19 protein-coding genes are annotated in these 19,456 nt (G+C 29.8%); all 19 read right to left on the reverse strand.

The window, feature by feature from the left end; genetic code table 11:
• Positions 1-251: 251 nt before the first annotated feature.
• The 19 genes from aspS to ruvC all read right to left on the reverse strand — a co-directional run bounded on the left by aspS (position 252) and on the right by ruvC (position 19,369).
• Positions 252-2,036 (reverse strand): aspartate--tRNA ligase, encoded by a 1,785-nt coding sequence (gene aspS, locus TEGL_RS17805; protein WP_018592146.1) that lies wholly within the window; start codon positions 2,034-2,036, stop codon positions 252-254.
• 80 nt (positions 2,037-2,116) lie between these two features.
• Positions 2,117-3,379 (reverse strand): histidine--tRNA ligase, encoded by a 1,263-nt coding sequence (gene hisS / locus TEGL_RS17810; RefSeq protein ID WP_018592145.1) that lies wholly within the window; start codon positions 3,377-3,379, stop codon positions 2,117-2,119.
• Positions 3,369-4,841 (reverse strand): coproporphyrinogen dehydrogenase HemZ, encoded by a 1,473-nt coding sequence (gene hemZ / locus TEGL_RS17815; RefSeq protein ID WP_018592144.1) that lies wholly within the window; start codon positions 4,839-4,841, stop codon positions 3,369-3,371. The genes hisS and hemZ overlap by 11 nt, the downstream gene beginning before the upstream one ends.
• A 35-nt stretch (positions 4,842-4,876) precedes the next feature.
• Positions 4,877-5,494 (reverse strand): MBL fold metallo-hydrolase, encoded by a 618-nt coding sequence (locus tag TEGL_RS17820; protein WP_018592143.1) that lies wholly within the window; start codon positions 5,492-5,494, stop codon positions 4,877-4,879.
• Between the two features lie 14 nt (positions 5,495-5,508).
• Positions 5,509-5,958, reverse strand: coding sequence for a D-aminoacyl-tRNA deacylase (dtd, locus tag TEGL_RS17825; protein WP_018592142.1), 450 nt, complete (start codon positions 5,956-5,958; stop codon positions 5,509-5,511).
• 9 nt (positions 5,959-5,967) lie between these two features.
• Positions 5,968-8,175, reverse strand: a complete 2,208-nt coding sequence (locus tag TEGL_RS17830; RefSeq protein ID WP_018592141.1) for a RelA/SpoT family protein — start codon at positions 8,173-8,175, stop codon at positions 5,968-5,970.
• A gap of 76 nt (positions 8,176-8,251) precedes the next feature.
• The gene (locus TEGL_RS17835; RefSeq protein ID WP_018592140.1) at positions 8,252-8,764 is read right to left on the reverse strand and encodes an adenine phosphoribosyltransferase; all 513 of its coding nucleotides are present in this window, start codon (positions 8,762-8,764) and stop codon (positions 8,252-8,254) included.
• A gap of 12 nt (positions 8,765-8,776) precedes the next feature.
• On the reverse strand, positions 8,777-11,236 hold the full coding sequence (recJ, locus tag TEGL_RS17840) for a single-stranded-DNA-specific exonuclease RecJ (RefSeq protein WP_018592139.1): 2,460 nt from the start codon (positions 11,234-11,236) through the stop codon (positions 8,777-8,779).
• Between the two features lie 161 nt (positions 11,237-11,397).
• On the reverse strand, positions 11,398-11,895 hold the full coding sequence (locus TEGL_RS17845; RefSeq protein ID WP_018592138.1) for a gamma carbonic anhydrase family protein: 498 nt from the start codon (positions 11,893-11,895) through the stop codon (positions 11,398-11,400).
• 2 nt (positions 11,896-11,897) lie between these two features.
• Positions 11,898-13,271, reverse strand: coding sequence for a thioether cross-link-forming SCIFF peptide maturase (gene scfB / locus TEGL_RS17850; protein WP_018592137.1), 1,374 nt, complete (start codon positions 13,269-13,271; stop codon positions 11,898-11,900).
• 140 nt (positions 13,272-13,411) lie between these two features.
• Positions 13,412-13,555 carry a six-cysteine ranthipeptide SCIFF gene (scfA, locus tag TEGL_RS17855; RefSeq protein ID WP_018592136.1) on the reverse strand — a complete coding sequence of 48 codons (144 nt, stop codon included), beginning with the start codon at positions 13,553-13,555 and terminating at the stop codon, positions 13,412-13,414.
• Positions 13,556-13,620: 65 nt separating this feature from the next.
• On the reverse strand, positions 13,621-13,983 hold the full coding sequence (locus TEGL_RS17860; RefSeq protein WP_018592135.1) for a TIGR04086 family membrane protein: 363 nt from the start codon (positions 13,981-13,983) through the stop codon (positions 13,621-13,623).
• Positions 13,984-14,038: 55 nt separating this feature from the next.
• Entirely contained in the window at positions 14,039-14,320 is a 282-nt protein-coding gene (gene yajC, locus TEGL_RS17865; protein WP_018592134.1) for a preprotein translocase subunit YajC, read from the reverse strand.
• Between the two features lie 71 nt (positions 14,321-14,391).
• Entirely contained in the window at positions 14,392-15,519 is a 1,128-nt protein-coding gene (tgt, locus tag TEGL_RS17870; RefSeq protein ID WP_416389609.1) for a tRNA guanosine(34) transglycosylase Tgt, read from the reverse strand.
• Between the two features lie 41 nt (positions 15,520-15,560).
• The gene (locus TEGL_RS17875) at positions 15,561-16,043 is read right to left on the reverse strand and encodes a phosphate-starvation-inducible PsiE family protein (protein WP_018592132.1); all 483 of its coding nucleotides are present in this window, start codon (positions 16,041-16,043) and stop codon (positions 15,561-15,563) included.
• Between the two features lie 29 nt (positions 16,044-16,072).
• The gene (gene queA / locus TEGL_RS17880; protein ID WP_018592131.1) at positions 16,073-17,098 is read right to left on the reverse strand and encodes a tRNA preQ1(34) S-adenosylmethionine ribosyltransferase-isomerase QueA; all 1,026 of its coding nucleotides are present in this window, start codon (positions 17,096-17,098) and stop codon (positions 16,073-16,075) included.
• A gap of 117 nt (positions 17,099-17,215) precedes the next feature.
• The gene (ruvB, locus tag TEGL_RS17885; RefSeq protein WP_018592130.1) at positions 17,216-18,232 is read right to left on the reverse strand and encodes a Holliday junction branch migration DNA helicase RuvB; all 1,017 of its coding nucleotides are present in this window, start codon (positions 18,230-18,232) and stop codon (positions 17,216-17,218) included.
• Positions 18,233-18,252: 20 nt separating this feature from the next.
• A complete protein-coding gene (ruvA, locus tag TEGL_RS17890) occupies positions 18,253-18,855 on the reverse strand; it encodes a Holliday junction branch migration protein RuvA (protein WP_018592129.1) in 603 nt (200 codons plus the stop codon).
• A 10-nt stretch (positions 18,856-18,865) separates the two neighbouring features.
• Positions 18,866-19,369, reverse strand: a complete 504-nt coding sequence (gene ruvC / locus TEGL_RS17895) for a crossover junction endodeoxyribonuclease RuvC (protein WP_018592128.1) — start codon at positions 19,367-19,369, stop codon at positions 18,866-18,868.
• Positions 19,370-19,456 lie beyond the last annotated feature (87 nt).

Consider the following 19,456-nt stretch of genomic DNA (forward strand, 5'->3'; position numbering starts at 1 on the left):
ATAATCTTATATCTCCTCTCTATAAAACTTTGTACTACTTATATTATAGATATTATTTTCACTTTATCATAATTTAATATTAAAATTTTTCTATTCTTTTTATTAGTACCCTTTTAATAAAATTTAAAACTTAATATAAAACGTTAAAACTTAAAATACTACCCATAAATTATAATTAAAAATAGCATCCTCTTCTTAATTAAAACAGGCACATCATAACTAAGTTATAACCTGCCTGTTTATTTTAAATATTATTCTTCTATATTAACTTTTATAGATAATTCATCTAATTGAATATCATCTGCAACACCTGGTGCATTTGTCATTGGGCATATTGCATTTTGATTTTTAGGGAATGCTATTACTTCTCTGATATTGTCAGCTCCAGTAAGTAACATTATTAATCTATCAAATCCAAACGCTAATCCAGCATGTGGTGGTACACCGTACTTAAATGCTTCTAATAAGTATCCAAATTTATCATTAGCTTCTTCATCACTAATTCCTATAGCATCAAACATTTTCTTTTGGATGTCGCTGTTAGATATTCTAACACTTCCTCCACCTATTTCATATCCGTTTAATACTATGTCATAAGCTTTAGCTCTTAAACTAGTTTTGTCATCACCAGTTAAACCTTCAATATCTTCATCTAATGGAGATGTGAACGGATGGTGCATTGCTATCATTCTTCCAGTTTCTTCGTCTTTTTCGAATAATGGGAATTCTGTTACCCATAATAAGTTATATTTATTTTTATCCATTAAATCAAGTTTTCTACCAACTTCTAATCTAACTTGTCCTAATGCATCGTAAACTACAGCATTTTTGTCAGCTACAAATAATAATAAGTCTCCAGCTTCTGCCCCCATTTTTTCTAATATAGCTTTAAGTTCTTCTTCAGAGAAGAACTTAGCTATTGGAGATTCTATTCCAGATTCAGTTAATTTTATCCAAGCAAGTCCTTTAGCTTTGTAAGTCTTAGCATGCTCTTCTAATTTTTTCATTCCTTTTTTAGAGAAAGCTTCTGATCCACCTTTTACATTTATACCTCTAACGCTACCTTTTTCATCTGAAGCGGCACCTGCAAATACTCCAAATCCACATTCTTTAACTATATCAGATATATTTACAAATTCTAATCCAAATCTAGTATCAGGTTTGTCAGACCCAAATCTATCCATAGCTTCTTTGTAAGTTATTCTTGGAAGTGGTAACTCTACATCAATATTTAAAGTATCCTTGAATATTTCTTGGAGCATTTTTTCCATTATACCCATTACATCTTCTTCATCAACAAATGACATTTCACAGTCTATTTGAGTAAATTCTGGTTGTCTATCAGCTCTTAAGTCTTCATCCCTGAAACATTTTACTATTTGGAAGTATCTATCCATACCACTTACCATTAATAATTGCTTAAATAATTGTGGTGATTGTGGTAAAGCATAGAATTTACCTGGGTTAACTCTACTTGGTACTAAATAATCCCTAGCTCCTTCTGGAGATGGCTTTATTAAGAAAGGAGTTTCTATTTCTATAAAGTTATTGTCTGTTAAATAGTTTCTTACTATTCTAGCAACTTTACTTCTAAGTATTAAGTTTTGTTGCATAGAAGACTTTCTTAAATCTAAAAATCTATATTTTAATCTTAAATCTTCAGAAACATTGTCATTATCTTTTATATATATTGGTGGAGTTTCTGATTTACTTAAAACTCTAAGTTCAGTTGCTTCTATTTCTATATCTCCTGTTGGCATATTAGGGTTTTTAGATTGTCTTTCTCTAACTATTCCCTTAACAGCAACAACATATTCTGAACCTAATTTTTCAGCTTTGTTAAATGCTTCTTCACTTACATTTGTATCAAATATTATTTGACTTATTCCTCTAACATCTCTTAAATCAACGAATACTAATCCACCTAAGTTTCTTTTCTTTTGTACCCATCCATTTAAAACTACCTCTTCACCCACATTTGCAATTCTTAAATCACCACAATAATGAGTTCTTTTTAATCCTTTTAAGTTCTCCATATTTCCTCCTTCGTCATTTACGCACTAAAAGGTGAAAGAATAAAAAAAATTCTACCACCTTATGTTTATGTCAATTATAATTATAATCTATTTTTTAACTCATTTACTAATTCACTAAGTTTTACAGTAGTTTGCTCTGATGTTTCCATATTTTTAAGAGTAGCTGCATCATTAGCTAACTCATCATCACCTATAACTATTGTATATTTTGCGTTTATTTTATCTGAGTATTTAAATTGAGCTTTTAAGCTTTTTCCTAAGTGATCTATATCAGCACTTATATGATTATCTCTTAATGTTTTTATTAAACTAAAACTCTTAGTCTTAGCTGCATCACCGATTGTTGCTATGTATATATCTGTAGCTTTTGGATTTTTTATTTCTATGTTATTATTCTCTAAAGTTAATAATAGTCTTTCTGCTCCAAGTCCGAATCCTATACCACTTATGCCTTTTGGTCCTCCAAGCTGTTCAACAAGACCATCGTATCTTCCTCCACCACAAACTGTACTTTGTGATCCTATATCATTTGATATTATTTCAAAAGCAGTTTTTTTATAGTAATCAAGACCTCTAACTATAGTTTTATCAACTACAAATTTTATATCCATTTCTTTTAAGTATTCTTGTAATTTAGCAAAGTGTTCCTTACAGTCATCACATATGTGATCTACCATGAAAGGTATATCTTTTATGTTTTCTTTACATGTAGGATTTTTACAGTCTATAACTCTCATTGGATTTTTGTCTTTTCGCTCTAAACAAGTCTCACATAATACATCAGATTTAGCATCAAGATATGCTTTTAAATTTTTATTATATTCTTCTCTACAAACAGGGCATCCTACTGAGTTTATATTTACTGATAAATCTTTAAGTCCTAATTCATTAAAGAATTGTACTGCTAAAGATATTACTTCTGCATCTATTGATGGTTCATCACTTCCTAAGGCTTCTATTCCAAATTGGTGGAATTGTCTTTGTCTACCAGCTTGCGGTCTTTCGTATCTAAAGCATGGAGTTATGTAAAATAATTTTGTTGGTTGCGTATCAGCATATAATTTATTTTCAATGAATGATCTTATTGTACCAGCAGTTCCTTCAGGTTTTAAACTTATTTGTCTATCACCTTTGTCTGTAAAAGTATACATTTCTTTTTGAACTATATCTGTTGTATCTCCAACACTTCTCGTGAAAACCTCTGTATGTTCAAATATAGGAGTTCTCATTTCTTCGTATCCGTATAATGCACAAATTTCTCTAAATTTTTGCTCTACGTAATGCCATTTATAAACTTCCTTTGGTAATATATCTCTTGTTCCTCTTGGCGCTTTACTTAGCATTTTTTTCTACCTCCTCATATTTTCTTTTTATCATCTCGTCAACTCTGTCTATATATTGTTCAACATTTTTGACGTTTTCTACCCTTTCAATTCTATCTTCATCTGGATATACGAATTTAGTTATAGAACCAGCCCCTAATGCATAATTACTTTGTTTTTCCTCCATAATTTGCATATTATAAATACATTCATAACCTTCTTTAGAATAACCTATATTTTCTAAGTTACCTAACATGTGTTTTTGTCTGTACATATAATAAGGGTTTAATCCCATATCTCTTGCATATTCCATAGCTAAATTAATCATTTTTACCATTTCCTCATACTGAGCAAGTTCGTAATCTTCTAGATTTTCCTTTAACTTTGATGTTCTTTTTACTGCTAAGGTATGGACAGTTAGACTTTCTGGAGACAGTTCTTTTATTTTATCTAAAGTATTTCTAACCATATCTAAATTTTCATCTACTAAACCTAATATTATATCCATATTTATATTATCAAAACCTATTTCCCTAGCTAAGTGGAAACAGTCAATAATTTCTTGTACACTATGATTTCTACCTATTTTTTGTAAGGTTTCATCATTCATACTTTGTGGGTTTATACTAATTCTATCAACATTATTCTTCTTTAAAACCTCTAACATTTCTCTATTTATTGTATCAGGTCTTCCTGCCTCTACTGTAAACTCTTTAATCTCACTTAAATCAAATCTTTCAAATAAGCCTTTAATTAGAGTATCCATCTCCTTAGGAGTTAAAGTAGTTGGAGTTCCTCCACCAATATATAATGTTTCAATTGTTTTATTTTGTTCTTTTAATAACCTAGCTACACCTTGGACTTCTTCAAGTAATTTAGCTACATACATAGGCTTTAAGCTACCAAATTGCTTGAGAGAATTAGCTGGGAATGAACAATAATAACATCTCGTAGGGCAGAATGGAACACTCACATATAAAGATACTTTATTTTCATCAATTGGGTAAATAAACTTTCTTTCTCTTTTTGCAATATCAAGAGCTAAGTTAATTTTTTCATTACTTATAAAATAGTCTAACGTTAATTTTTCTTTTATTTGATCATCACTATAATTATCATCAAGTAATGAGTGAACTATTTTAACAGGTCTTATACCTGTAAGTATGCCCCATGGTGGAGTAATGTTAAACTTCTTTTCTAAAATCTTAAACATACTCCTTTTTATAGTTTCCTTTATAACCTTCTTATTCTCCCTTTCACATAGTCCCTCTAAATTTCTATGCTCTACATGTTCTAGAATAACTTGATAATTTTCACAATACACTGTTTTTGAAAAAACATTGTTATTATGAAAAAATATAGTATTCTCCACAACCATCATGCAATCTTTACTGTCAATAAATCTAAATTCAGAAGTAAATAATTTGATTAATTCACTTACTTCGTATTTAAAGTCATGACCTGTTAATACAACACCTATCATTTTCTAGCTCCTTCTGAAATCCTTGAAGTGTTAATTTATCTCATAAAAGGATTTGTCATTTTTTCTATTTTCAAATTAGAATTTGGTCCATGGCCTGGATAAATAGTAATATCATCATCATGTTTTTCTAATTTTTTAAGTGACTTTTCCATCTTTTTATAGTCTCCACCATAAAAATCTGTTCTTCCTATACTTCCTGCAAATAAAGTATCTCCTGTAAGCATATGATTATTAATTTTTATACACATACTTCCTGGAGTATGGCCAGGTGTATGAATAAACTTTAATTTCATATCCCCAACTTTTAATGTGTCATTATCTTTAACATATATGTCAGCATCTAGCTCTACTGTATTTGATGGAAGAGAAGCACTTAAATTTTTCTTCTTATCTAGTAATATTTCTTTTTCTTCTTCGTGGGCTACTATTTTAGCATTTGTTGCGTCTTTCAATGTTAAAACATTTGTTATATGATCTCCATGACCATGAGTTAAAACAATATATTCTATAATTAAGTTCATTTTTTTTACATAATTCATTATGTCAATAAAATTTGCTCCTGGATCTACAACAATACATTTTTTACTATTTTCATCTCCAACTACATAAGTATTTTCACCCATGCGATTTTCAACAATCTTTTCTAATATCATAGTTTACCCCCTACCTAGAATTCTTTTCTTGATTCTAATAATATAGTTACAGGTCCATCGTTAGTTAAATCAACCATCATATGAGCTCCAAATTTTCCTGTTCCTACATTAATTCCTTGATTTTTAACCTTTTCAACAAATTCTTCATACAGTGGATTTGCCACTTCTGGCCTTGCTGCATCGGAAAAACTCGGTCTTCTTCCTCTTCTTGCATCCCCATAAAGTGTAAATTGAGAAACAGCTAAAACTTCTCCCTCAACATCCTTTAATGATAAATTCATTTTTCCTTCTGTATCTTCAAATATTCTTAAATTTGTTACTTTATCCACCATATAATCCACATCTTTTGATGTATCATCATGAGTAACCCCAAGTAAGACCATTAATCCTTGATTTATTTGTCCAATAACTTCTTCATCTACTGTTACTTTAGAAGATGAAACTTTTTGTACAACTGCTCTCATATTTTCCTCCTAATTTCTTACTCTAAAAACATCGTCCACACCAGGTATGGCCTTCAGTTTTTTCATTAAATTTGTTAGTTCAGAAATATCATTTACTTCAATTAATAAATTAATATGAGTTATTCCCTCTTTTGTTTTTCTTGCATTAATCCCATTTATATTCAACTTTTGTATAGCAATCATATGCGTAACATCACTTAACATGCTTTTTCTATCTGTAGCAACTATTTTAATTTCGCCCTCAAATTTAGACTTTTTAGGATTATTCCATTCCACATCTACTAATCTTTTTTGAAAAAGTTCATCATCTAGCTTACAGTTTGGGCAATCAGCTCGGTGTATAGCTACACCTCTTCCCTTAGTTACATACCCAACAATATCATCTCCAGGAAGTGGATTACAACATTTTGCAAATCTAACTAAAATATTGTCTAATCCTTTTACTATAACCCCTGAGCTACTTTTTTTCCTTTTTTCTTTGTATTCCTTGTCAGTTATATTATATTTTGATAAGTCTTCATTTTCTTTTTGTCTATTTTCTTTTTCTTTTTTCTTCTCCTCTTTATGGTAGAAATCTCTTACTTTTGGAACAACTTGACTAGCTACAATGCCACCGTATCCTATAGTAGCAATTAAATCTTCCAAACTTGGTTGGTTAAATTTCTTTGCTATTTGTTCCATAAATTTCTCTACAGAAGAGTCTTTTAAAGGAATACCATATCTCTTGAATTCTTTTTCTAAAATTTCATATCCTCTTTCAATATTCTCTTCTCTTCTTTCCTTCTTAAAGAATTGTCTAATTCTATTTCTTGCATTTGGAGTTTTAACGATTTTTAGCCAGTCTCTACTTGGACCGTTTGAGTTTGTTGATGTTATAACCTCAACAATCTCTCCATTTTGCAATTTATAGTCAATAGGAACTAATCTTCCATTTATTTTTGCACCTACACACTTGTTTCCAACTTTTGAGTGAACTCTGTATGCAAAATCTATTGGTGTAGATTCTGCTGGTAGCTCTATTACGTCACCCTTTGGCGTAAATACATAAACTTGACTATTAAATACATCTTCTTTTAGTGAATCTAGGAATTCTTGTGGGTCTTTTACATCCTTCTCCCACTCCATCATTTGTCTTAGCCATTTTAGCTTTTCTTCCATCTTTTCATCATTACTCATTGTACCTTCTTTATACTTCCAGTGAGCTGCTATACCATATTCTGCAATATTGTGCATTTCATGAGTCCTAATTTGAATTTCTACCGGCTCACCTTCTGGTCCAATTACTGTAGTATGAAGAGACTGATACATATTTGCCTTAGGCATTGCTATATAGTCCTTAAATCTTCCTGGCATTGGTACCCATAAAGTATGAACCATACCAAGAACTGCATAACAATCTTTTATTGTATCTACAACTATTCTTACAGCAGTTAAATCAAAGATTTCTTCAAAAGTCTTGTGCTTATTTTTCATTTTTCTATAAATACTATAAAAATGCTTTGGTCTTCCATATACTTCACAATCTATATTAACTTCACCAAATTTTTCCTGTAATAAATTTACTATTCTGCTTATATATTCTTCTCTTTGGCTTCTTTTCATGGAGACTTTATCTACTAAATCATAGTATCCATCTGGATCTATATATCTTAGAGCTAAATCTTCCAATTCCCATTTAATTTTAGATATACCTAATCTATGAGCTATTCCACCATAAATTTCCAAAGTTTCTTTTGCTTTATATTTAGCTTTTTCTTCTGGCATATATTTTAGAGTTCTCATATTATGTAGTCTATCGGCTAACTTTATAAGAATTACCCTAATATCTTTTGCCATAGCTAAAAACATTTTTCTTAAATTTTCAGCTTGTGTTTCTTCCTTTGACTGATATTTTATTTGACCAAGCTTCGTTACTCCATCAACTAAGTCTGCAACTTCCTTACTAAACATTTCTTTTATATCATCATAAGTATAGTCCGTATCTTCAATTACATCGTGTAAAAGTCCTGCTGATATAGTTTCTATATCAAGTTGCATTTCTACAAGAATATTTGCAACAGCTATTGGATGAATTATATAAGGTTCACCTGATTTTCTTAGTACACCATCATGGGCAGATTTTGCCAAATAGTAAGCTTTTTCTACAAGAGTAGTATCCGTATTAGGAGCATATTGTTTTATTTTATCTAATATCTCCTGTAATTCCTTATCATGCATATAACCACCTATTCTCTAAAGTATAAATTTTATTATATATGAAAATAGTTGGTAAAAAACCAACTATTATTATTGTCTAGTATTTTATAAGAGAATTAACATTATATTTTGCTAATTTTGCTCTTCCATCTAAGTCTTTTAATTCTATTAAAAATTGCATTGAAACTACTTCTCCACCTAACTTTTCTATAAGTTTAGCTGCTGCTTCCATAGTTCCACCTGTAGCTAGTAAGTCATCTACTATGGCAACTTTTTGTCCTGGCTTAATAGCATCTTTATGTATTTCTAATCTATTAGAACCATATTCTAAATCATACTCATAACCTTCAACTTCCCATGGTAACTTTCCTGGTTTTCTAACTGGTATAAAACCAACTTCCATACCATAAGCAACTGGTGTTCCGAGTAAAAATCCTCTTGCCTCTGGTCCTACAATTAAATCTACGTCTTTATCTTTTAAATCTGCTATTATTTCATCTACTGCAAATTTTAGTGCCTTACCATCTTGTAATAATGTTGTTATGTCTTTAAAGCTTATTCCTTCCTTTGGAAAATCTTCAATTACTCTTACTGTTTGTTTTAAATCCATTTAAAACTCCTCCTAATAGCTTTTTACATACTCTTGTTTTAATTCTTTTAGATTATTAAGTATTACACTTTCATCCAAATTAAGCTTTTTATCAGGTTTTTCTAATAAATATATGGCTATAGTATTTTCTTCATAATTAATTTCAAAGTTTAATAAATTTAATTCTCTAAAAACTTTAAGTATTATAAATGTTTTTAAAGGTAGAAGTTTAAATACTCTTTTTAATTCAGTTAAATTTAGCTGTAATTCTTTACTTACAAGCATTTGCTTGTAGATGTTGATAAATTCTTCTCTATTTGGAACTATATTATCCATAATATTTTTTAAATATATTTTATCTTCACTACTATAATACTTAATAACAACCTCATTATTTAAAATGTTCTTATTTAGATACGAATATTCTCCTTTATTATACAAAAAATCATAAAGAATAATACTATTATATCTTTTTAAGTCTATTTTATCAATATTAGGTGAAAATATAAGTTGCACTTTCTTATTTTTTTCATAAATATAATTATAATTTATATCATAGTCTAAATCTGTCAATGAAACATCTGATAAAGCTCTATAGAATCCGTTTAATGTATTTGTTATAATTAAAGTTTCTTCTTTTATATAATCAAAGATATTTATGTCTTTATCTCCATACATATTAATAGATATATTATCTTCATCATTATAAATATGATATAAACTATCACTATCTATAGGACTTATCTTTTCAAATAACTTAAGTGATAAATTATTTGAAATTGCTAACTTAGGATGAGATAATCTTATATCTTTTAATAAAAATTGTATTTTTCTTTCATTATTAAAATTATTTTCGTCTACTTGGAATAATACGTCTATCTTATCTCCTTCTTGGAAATCGTCAGCTAAATAAGCCATATTAAATCCTACACATTCATAAGATTTTTCATTTTCACATATTAGCTTTAGATGTTGCTTGTTTTTGCCCATTTTATAAATGTTATTTAATAATAAGTCTCTCATAATAAATCTTGGAGACGGATTGCTTAAACCAAAAGGTTCTAACTTATGCAGATTGTCTACTAAGTCTAATGTTGCACTTTCTTCTTCAAGTTCATATTCAACTTTTATATTTTCAATTAAATCATCTTTACTCAGATTGTAATCTGCTATTTCATTTATTCTTTTTCTTAATTCTTCTATATTTTCTGCATTCAAGGCCAATCCTGCTGCCTGCTCATGTCCACCAAATTTATTCATCAGATCTTTGCAACTTACTAAAGCATTAAATATACTAAATCCTTTAATAGATCTAGCTGAACCTGTTGCTTCATCACCTTCTATAGTTAGTAGGATTGTAGGCTTATAATATTTTTCTGTTAACTTAGAAGCAACAATTCCTATTATTCCATGTTGCCACCCTTCTTTTGCTACTACAAGCACTTTATCATCTTTGTAGTTTTCACCACTCGATATAACATCTTCTGCTTCTTTATACATCTTACTTTCTATCATTTGTCTCTCAATATTTTTTGCTTCCAATATATTGGCTATTTCTTTTGCTTCATCTTCCAAATCAGTAGTAAATAACTGAACACCTAGATATGAGTAGCCTAATCTTCCCGATGCATTAATTCTAGGGCCTACTGAATAACCTATGTGTGATGATCCTATTTTGCTAGTTTCAATACCACATACTTTAATTAGTTCTCTTAAACCTAAATTTTTGCCCTCTTTCATTAGTTTTAAACCATTTTTTACAATTATTCTATTTTCATCTATTAAAGGTACTATATCACATATTGTTGCTAAGGTTACTACTTCTAAATAGTCAAACATTGATGTTTTAAATTCTTCTTCATCTGTCAATGCTTGAATCATTTTAAATGCTACTCCACATCCACAAAGCATATCAAAAGGATAGTTACAATCTTCTTGCTTTGGATTTACAATTGCGTAAGCATCTGGCACATCACTTTGGCATTCATGGTGATCTGTTATTATAACATCTATACCAAGTTCATTGGCTAATCTTACTTCATTAACTGATGTTATACCACAGTCCACAGTTATTATAAGATCACACCCATCATTATTTATTTTCCTTATTGCATCCTCATTTATCCCATATCCTTCTTCTAATCTGTTTGGAATATAATATTTAACTGGATAATCTATAGATTTGAAATAAATATATAAAATTGATGTGGATGATACTCCATCTACATCGTAATCACCATAGATATAAATTCTTTCTTTATTTTCAATAGCTTTCTTTATCCTTTCAGTTGCTTTTTTCATATCCTTCATTAAGAAGGGATCTCTTAAATATTCTAAAGATGGGTTCATAAAAATTTCTGCATCTTTTTCGTCATTTATACCTCTATTATTTAATATTTGGCTAATTTCCGGGGAAATATTTATTTTCTTGCTTAACTCTGTTTCTTTAACTTTTCCTTTATGTTTTAACGTCCATTTTTTATTATATATCAAAAGTTCTCACCTCATATTTTCTTTGTCCTACATTTAAATATTATAATATTATTAACTTATATGCTATAATATAGTACTAAAAAAATTTTTATTGCATTAAAAAGGAGCAATTTGTAGATTGCTCCTTTTTAAATTTGTATGATTTTTATTTAAATTACAAATTACTTATGTTTTTTACCCATTTCTACATAATGTAGAGCTGATTGTTTCAAGCTTTCTTTTTCTTCCTCAGTTAATTCTCTTGCAATTTTTGCTGGTGAACCTAATAATAAAACTCCTGGTGGGAATTTCTTGCCGGTTACTAAGCTACCTGCTCCCACCATAGTAAGTTCTCCAATCTCTGCATTATCTAAAACTGTTGACCCCATTCCAATTAGACTATAGTCGCCTATTTTACATCCATGAATAACAGCAGCATGTCCAATAGTTACATTTCTTCCTATTATAGTTGGCTCGTCATATCCACAATGTATTATAGTTCCATCTTGTACATTAGAATTTTCTCCCACTATAATTTGGCTATCATCGCCTCTTAAAACTGCTTTATACCAAATACTTGCGTTTTTTTCAATAACAACATCACCAATTATATCTGCAGTTTCTGCCACAAAAGCAGAATTATCAATAGTAGGTTTTGTCCCTTCAAACCCTTTTATCATTTTTATTCTCCTTCCAGCATTAGTTTTGCTTGAATCATTATAGAGCATTCTGTTCTTTTCTTTTGCATTTCGCAACCAAGCTCATATGGCTTTCTTATATCATTATTAAAGTTTATTGCATTGGCATGACATCCACCTGAACAATAAAACTTATTCCAGCATTTTTTACAATCTTCTTTAGAGTAAACATGAGAATCTCTAAACATATTACTTATTTCTTTAGGTATAACTATCTCTTCATCCATTATATTTGCTAATTTAAAATCATCATTTCCAACAAACTGGTGACATGGATATATATCTCCATTTGGTGTTACTGATAAATACTCATTTCCAGCACCACATCCAGTTATTCTTTTTATTACACATGGTCCTTGATTTAAATCTATTACAAAGTGGAAGAAAGTGAAATCATCTCCATTTAATTTTCTTTTTGCATACTCTTTTGCCAACTTTTCATATTCATAAAATACTTTTTCCATATCTTGTTCTCTTAGGGCATAAGGATTGCTTTCATCTCCAACAACTGGCTCAATTGATGTTAATTCAAATCCTTCATCAGCAAAATGAAGTACATCCTCAGAAAAATCTAAGTTATCTCTAGTGAATGTTCCTCTTATATAATAGTATTTATCCTTAGGTCTTTTTTCTACTAACTTTTTAAATTTAGGCATTATAACATCATAACTTCCTTTATCATTAACTGTTGGTCTCATGTTATCATTTACTTCTTTTCTTCCATCTAAACTTAATACTGCATTATGCATATGTTCATTTATATAGTCAATTTTATCATCATCTAATAATATTCCATTAGTAGTTATCGTAAATCTTATGTTTTTATTATTTTCTTTTTCAACTTTTCTACCATAGGTTACTAATTGCTTAACTACTTCAAAGTTCATTAGTGGCTCTCCACCAAAGAAGTCTATTTCTAAATTTCTTCTATTTCCTGAATTAGCTATAAGATAATCAATTGCCTTTTTACCTATTTCAAAACTCATCATTTCTTTTTCTCCACCAAAGTCACCTTGTGAAGCAAAACAGTATTTACATTTTAAATTACAGTCATGTGAAACGTGTAGACATAATGCTTTAACTACTTTTTTTCTATTCACAAAACTTGGGTGAGTTTCATATGTATCTTCAGTAAATAAAAGACCCTCTTCTTTTAACGATTTTATTTCCTCATAAGCTTCTTCTATTTGCTCTCTAGTATAATCTTTATTTAAAGATTCTACTATTTCTTCCATAGATTTTTCTTCAAATAAATCTACAAGATTATACGCAACATCATCTAGTACATGAACACTACCTCCATTCACATCTAAAACAATATTGTATCCATCCATGGAAAATTTATGTATCATACTCATAATATGTCCTCCTAATTTTTAATACTCTTATTATATACCCTAAACAAAATATGTGTAAATTTTTTGTAAAAATAATTTATATGCAAACAAAGTGAGGGTATTATTTGTAATACCCTCACTTTTAAAATAATTTTGTTTAATTATCTTTCACACTCTTGGTTTGCAACTGTACAAGAAGTTTTACAAGCAGATTGACAAGATGTTTGACATTCTCCACATCCACCTTTAGCTGCACTTTCTTTTAATGTAGCATTTGATAAAGTTTTTATATGTTTTTTAGCCATTTTTACTACCTCCTGTTTCTAATTAACTGCTACTAATTATATCATAATTCTGTATAATTTGGAACTTATTTGAAGTTAACACCTAATACTCCGCCTATTCCTCCTGCTACTGAAACAAGTATTGCTTTATAAAGAAGTGTAATATCAAATATGTAATTTTCTTTAGCTAAATAAAACATTGTTATAAGTAATATTATATAAACTACACCAACTATAAAACCATATATAAGTCCCTTTTCTTGTATATGTTTACAAGCATAAAATCCACCAAAAGCTGCAGACACTGTGGTAATAAATGATGTTACTATTGAAACTGAATCTGCCGAAACATTAGTATAAGTTAACAATAGATTGTAAATTAATAATACTATTAACGTGATTATGTAAGCATAGCCTAAACCTTTTAATATATGTATAGTTTTTGCCATAAAAAAACCTCCCCTCGAAATATATATATTCCTTAGGGAGATTTAAAATTACTATTTATTTATCTTCTTCTTTTTTCTCAACAGAAGCTATAGCCCATTTTTTAAATGGCATTTTAGTTCTATTTGGTCCTACTTCTAAAACAACAAATTCATCTTCAACTTTAGCTATTGTTGCTAACATTCCACCTATTGTAGTAACCATTTGTCCTACTTCTAGACTTGATCTTAATTGATCCAATTGTTTTTCTTTTTTTCTTTGAGGTCTTATAAATAAGAAATAGAAAATTGCAAATAACGCAACCATGTAAACAATAGACATTATCATTTGAGTATTCATATGCTTCACTCCTTCATATGTTTATTACTTCTTAAAAACAAAAGTATAATAAACATTATAACTCAATTTTCTTATAATTTATACCCATATTTGGAGAAAAATTCATCTTTAAAATCTAATAATCTATCTTCCATTATTGCTTGTCTTATATCTTCCATTAATTTAAGTAAAAATCTTAAGTTATGTGTAGATATAAGTCTAGCAGCAAGTATTTCATTTGCTTTTACTAAGTGTCTTATATACGCTTTTGTATAGTTTTTACAGCAATAGCAATCGCACTCTGGGTCAAGTGGAGTAAAATCTCTTGCATATTTAGCATTTCTAACTACAACTTTACCCTGGCTAGTCATCGCAGTACCGTTTCTAGCTATACGAGTAGGAAGTACACAGTCAAACATGTCTATTCCTCTTATTACACCTTCTAATAAATCATCTGGTGAACCAACACCCATTAGATATCTCGGTTTGTCTTCTGGCATTAGAGGCACTGTATAGTCAAGTACTTCATACATTAGTGGCTTTGGTTCTCCAACACTAAGACCACCAACTGCATATCCTGGTAAGTCTAGTTCTAAAATTTCCTTAGCTGATTGCTCTCTTAAATCTTTATACATACCGCCTTGAATTATTCCAAATAATGCTTGGTTTTCTGTATTTTTATGAGCTTCTTTGCATCTTCTTAACCATCTAGTAGTTCTTTCTAATGAGTTTTTTACATATTGTCTATCTGCTGGGTAAGGAGCACATTCATCAAATGCCATCATTATGTCTGAACCTAAAGCATTTTGTATTTCCATTGCTTTTTCTGGAGATATAAAATGTTTAGACCCATCTATATGAGATCTAAAGTGAACTCCCTCTTCAGTTATTTTTCTAAGTGGTCCTAAAGAAAACACTTGAAATCCACCACTATCTGTTAATATTGGTCTATCCCAGTTCATAAATTTATGAAGCCCACCTGCTTCTTTTACTAAATCGTGGCCTGGTCTCATATATAAGTGATATGTATTACTTAATATTATTTGAGATCCTATTTCTTTTAATTCTTCTGGTGTCATTGCCTTTACTGTTGCCTGCGTTCCAACTGGCATAAATATTGGTGTCTCTATAACTCCATGGGGAGTGTGTAATCTACCAAGTCTTGCACCACTTTGCTTACAAGTTTTTATAAGTTCATATCTTATTGCACTCATATTTATTCTCCTTACTCTGTCTGATTATAGTCTAAAATATTAAACTACTAATTATTATTTATTTGTTCTGTGTCTAAAATTTCTTTTTCTTTACTATTATTATTCTTCAAATTATATAACCTACTAAGGCTCATTGCTCTTTCTTCTGGGGACATTAAATATTTTCTAATTGCAAATATTGCACCTATAGAAAGTATTCCTAATAGTAAATCTCCCATTCCTGAACTTTTTGGAAGCAAAATAAGCTTTCTAGCTATTGCATATAATAACACTTCCAAAAGCACTCCTGGTGTATGTAAAGATAGCATTACTACCAATTCAACACCTATGACTAACAATAATGCTTCTGCTAAAAAACTATTTAACTGGCTATATTGAACTGGAGTTGAAAAATCTACTATATAAGCTTGATATACGCTTCTTCCTAAATCCATCATCCCCAATAATACAAGAATTAATATCACTATTGCTAAGGCTGTTTCAAAGTTTTTTGAAATATTCAACAACCTTTTGTCATGCTTTTTTATCATACACTCTCCCCTTTTTACACACATTATATTTATTTTATAAACATTGCATCTCCAAAACTAAAGAATCTATAATGATTTTCTACTGCACAGTTATATGCATTTAATACACTTTCTTTTCCAGCAAGTGCACTTACTAACATTATTAGTGTAGACTCTGGTAAGTGGAAGTTTGTAATTAAGTTATCTACAACTTTGAATTTATATCCTGGATAAATAAATATTTTTGTCCATCCTGATGCTGCTTTCATTTTTCCATTTTCATCGGCTACAGATTCTATAGTTCTAGTACTAGTTGTACCCACTGTTATCACTTTATTACCATTTTCTTTTGATCTATTAATTGTATCTGCAGCTTCCTGTGTAACCATATAGTACTCAGAATGCATATCATGTTCTAAAACATCATCTACTTTTACCGGTCTAAAAGTTCCAAGACCAACGTGTAAAGTTACAAAAGCTAAATCTACGCCTTTATTTTTAATTTTTTGTAGTAATTCATCAGTAAAATGTAAACCTGCTGTAGGTGCTGCTGCTGAACCATTGTGCTTAGAATAAACAGTTTGATATCTTTCTCTCTCTTCTAATCTTTCTGTTATATATGGTGGTAATGGCATATTTCCAAGTTCATCTAAAACCTCTTCAAAAATACCTTCATACTCAAATTTTACTATTCTAGCTCCATCATCGCCCATTCCAACAACTTCAGCTATAAGTTTTCCTTCTCCAAATGAGAATCTAGTGCCTATTTTAGCTCTTTTACCTGGTTTGACTAAAGTTTCCCAAGTGTCATCCTCATTTCTTTTTAAAAGTAAAAACTCTATTTTTCCGCCAGTTCCTTCTTTAGAACCAATTAATCTTGCAGGAATAACTCTTGTATCATTTAATACAAGACAATCTCCTGGATTTAAATAATCTATTATGTCTTTAAAAATTTTATGACTTACTTCACCAGTTTCTTTATCTAATACCATTAGTTTAGAGCTAGATCTATCTAAAATAGGTACTTGAGCAATTAATTCTTCTGGTAAATCAAAATAAAAATCGCTTGTTTTCAATGTTAAACCTTCTTTCAATAATATATTGCCTTAAACATACAACTACCATAATAACAAAAAATTTAATTTTTTTCTACTATGAGAATTTATACTTTTATTTGTAATAATATTATTATTCTACTTTTCTGGATAATTTATATTTAAATGTTTATAAGCATTTGGCATAGCTATTCTTCCTCTCGGACTTCTATTAATAAATCCAAGTTGAAGTAAATATGGTTCATAAACATCTTCTATTGTATTTCTGTCTTCTCCAATTGAAGCAGCTAAAGTATCCAAACCTACAGGACCACCTTTAAATTTATTTATTATTGTTAATAATAATTTTTCGTCTACATAGTCTAATCCTAAGCTATCTACGCCAATCATTTCTAGTGCTTGGTCTGCAACTTCCGATGTTATATTTCCATCTGCTCTAACTTGAGCATAATCTCTAACCCTTTTTAGAAGTCTATTTGCTATCCTTGGTGTTCCTCTTGATCGTCTAGCAATCTCCATTGCTCCTCTATGTTCAATTTCTGCACCTAATATATTAGCTGACCTTATTACTATTTGAGTTAATTCATCAACCGTGTAATAATCAAGCTTGCATATAACACCAAATCTATCTCTAAGTGGGTTTGTAAGCATACCTGCTCTCGTTGTTGCTCCAATAAGGGTAAATTTAGGCAAATCAAGTCGTATACTTCTAGCTGATGGACCCTTACCTATTATTATATCTATACAATAATCTTCCATTGCAGGATACAATACTTCTTCCACACTTCTATTTATTCTGTGTATTTCATCTATAAATAGTACATCATTTTCATTTAAGTTTGTTAATATAGCTGCCAAATCCCCTGCTCTTTCTATGGCTGGGCCTGATGTTATTCTTAGATTAACTCCCATTTCACTTGCAATTATACCAGCCAAAGTAGTTTTTCCAAGACCAGGTGGCCCATACAAAAGAACATGGTCTAGTGGTTCATTCCTACTTTTTGCAGCTTCTATAAATATAGATAATTGTTCTTTAGCTTTTTCTTGTCCTAAATAATCAGCTAGTAACTTAGGTCTTAAGTTATTTTCTATATCCACATCATCATTTTGCATACTAGATGTAATTATTCTGTCTTCATCTTCAAATCCGTACAATTAACTTCCCCCTTTCTTTATTATCTTAAAGATTTACTCATTAAGTAACTTAATGATTTTTTAATAATATCCTCTGTATTTAGTCCATCTTTTTTGCATTTTTGTACTGCATCTTTTGATTCTTGTAAAGAATATCCAAGGGCTACTAATGCATCTACTGCTTCATCTTGAGAAACTGCTACTGGCTGATTAGTTAATAAAGTTGCCTCAAATTCCACGTTGTTTTTGTCTATTTTGTCCTTAAGCTCTAAGACTATTCTTTCTGCTGTTTTCTTACCTACTCCTGGAGCTTTTGATAATTTTGCTATATCTTCACTTAGTATGTATGCCCCGATTTGTTTTGGTGAAGCAAAAGATAATATCCCAAGTCCAACCTTAGGTCCTATTTTTGAAATAGATGTTAGCAATTCAAACATCCTCAATTCTTCTTTATCATAAAATCCACAAAGACTCATATCATCTTCTTTTACTATAAGCTTTGTGTAAATTTTACATTCATGTCCTAATTGTACCTTCATTATAGTATTTGCCGAAGCGTTGATTTTATATCCTATACCATTATTCTCAATTACAACATGATCTAAATTAATTTCTTCTATTATTCCCTTTATATAGCTATACATAATTTTCTCCTTATTTCATACCTATATTTTTTAATGTCTTTTCAAGTTTATTTGCATGAGCATGACATATTGCTACAGCTAAAGCATCGGCAACATCATCCGGCTTTGGTATTTCTTTTAAATTTAGCATAGATGTAACCATTTGTTGGACTTGTGATTTTCCTGCTCTTCCATATCCAACTACACCTTGTTTAACTTGTAATGGTGTGTATTCATAAATCGACTTATCATTGTGGGAACACCCTAGTAAGATTACCCCTCTGGCTTGTGCCACTGTAATTGCCGTTTTTACATTTTTATTGAAAAACAATTCCTCTACCCCAACTTCATCTATATCATAATTTTTTATAAGAAGGTCTATACCTTTATAAATTTTCTCTAATCTTTTCGTTGTCTCCATAGTTGATGGAGTTGTTATTGCACCATAATCAATAACTTTAAATTTATTATTTTTATATTCTATTATCCCATAACCTACTATGGCTATTCCCGGATCTATTCCTAATATTATCATGAAACTAAAGACCTCCTATTAAGTTTTATACAAAACTTATGTTCTTTAATATTATACCATAGGATTGCAAAGTTAGAGTAATAGGAT

Source organism: Terrisporobacter glycolicus ATCC 14880 = DSM 1288 (assembly GCF_036812735.1).
Classification (GTDB): Bacteria; Bacillota; Clostridia; order Peptostreptococcales; family Peptostreptococcaceae; genus Terrisporobacter; species Terrisporobacter glycolicus.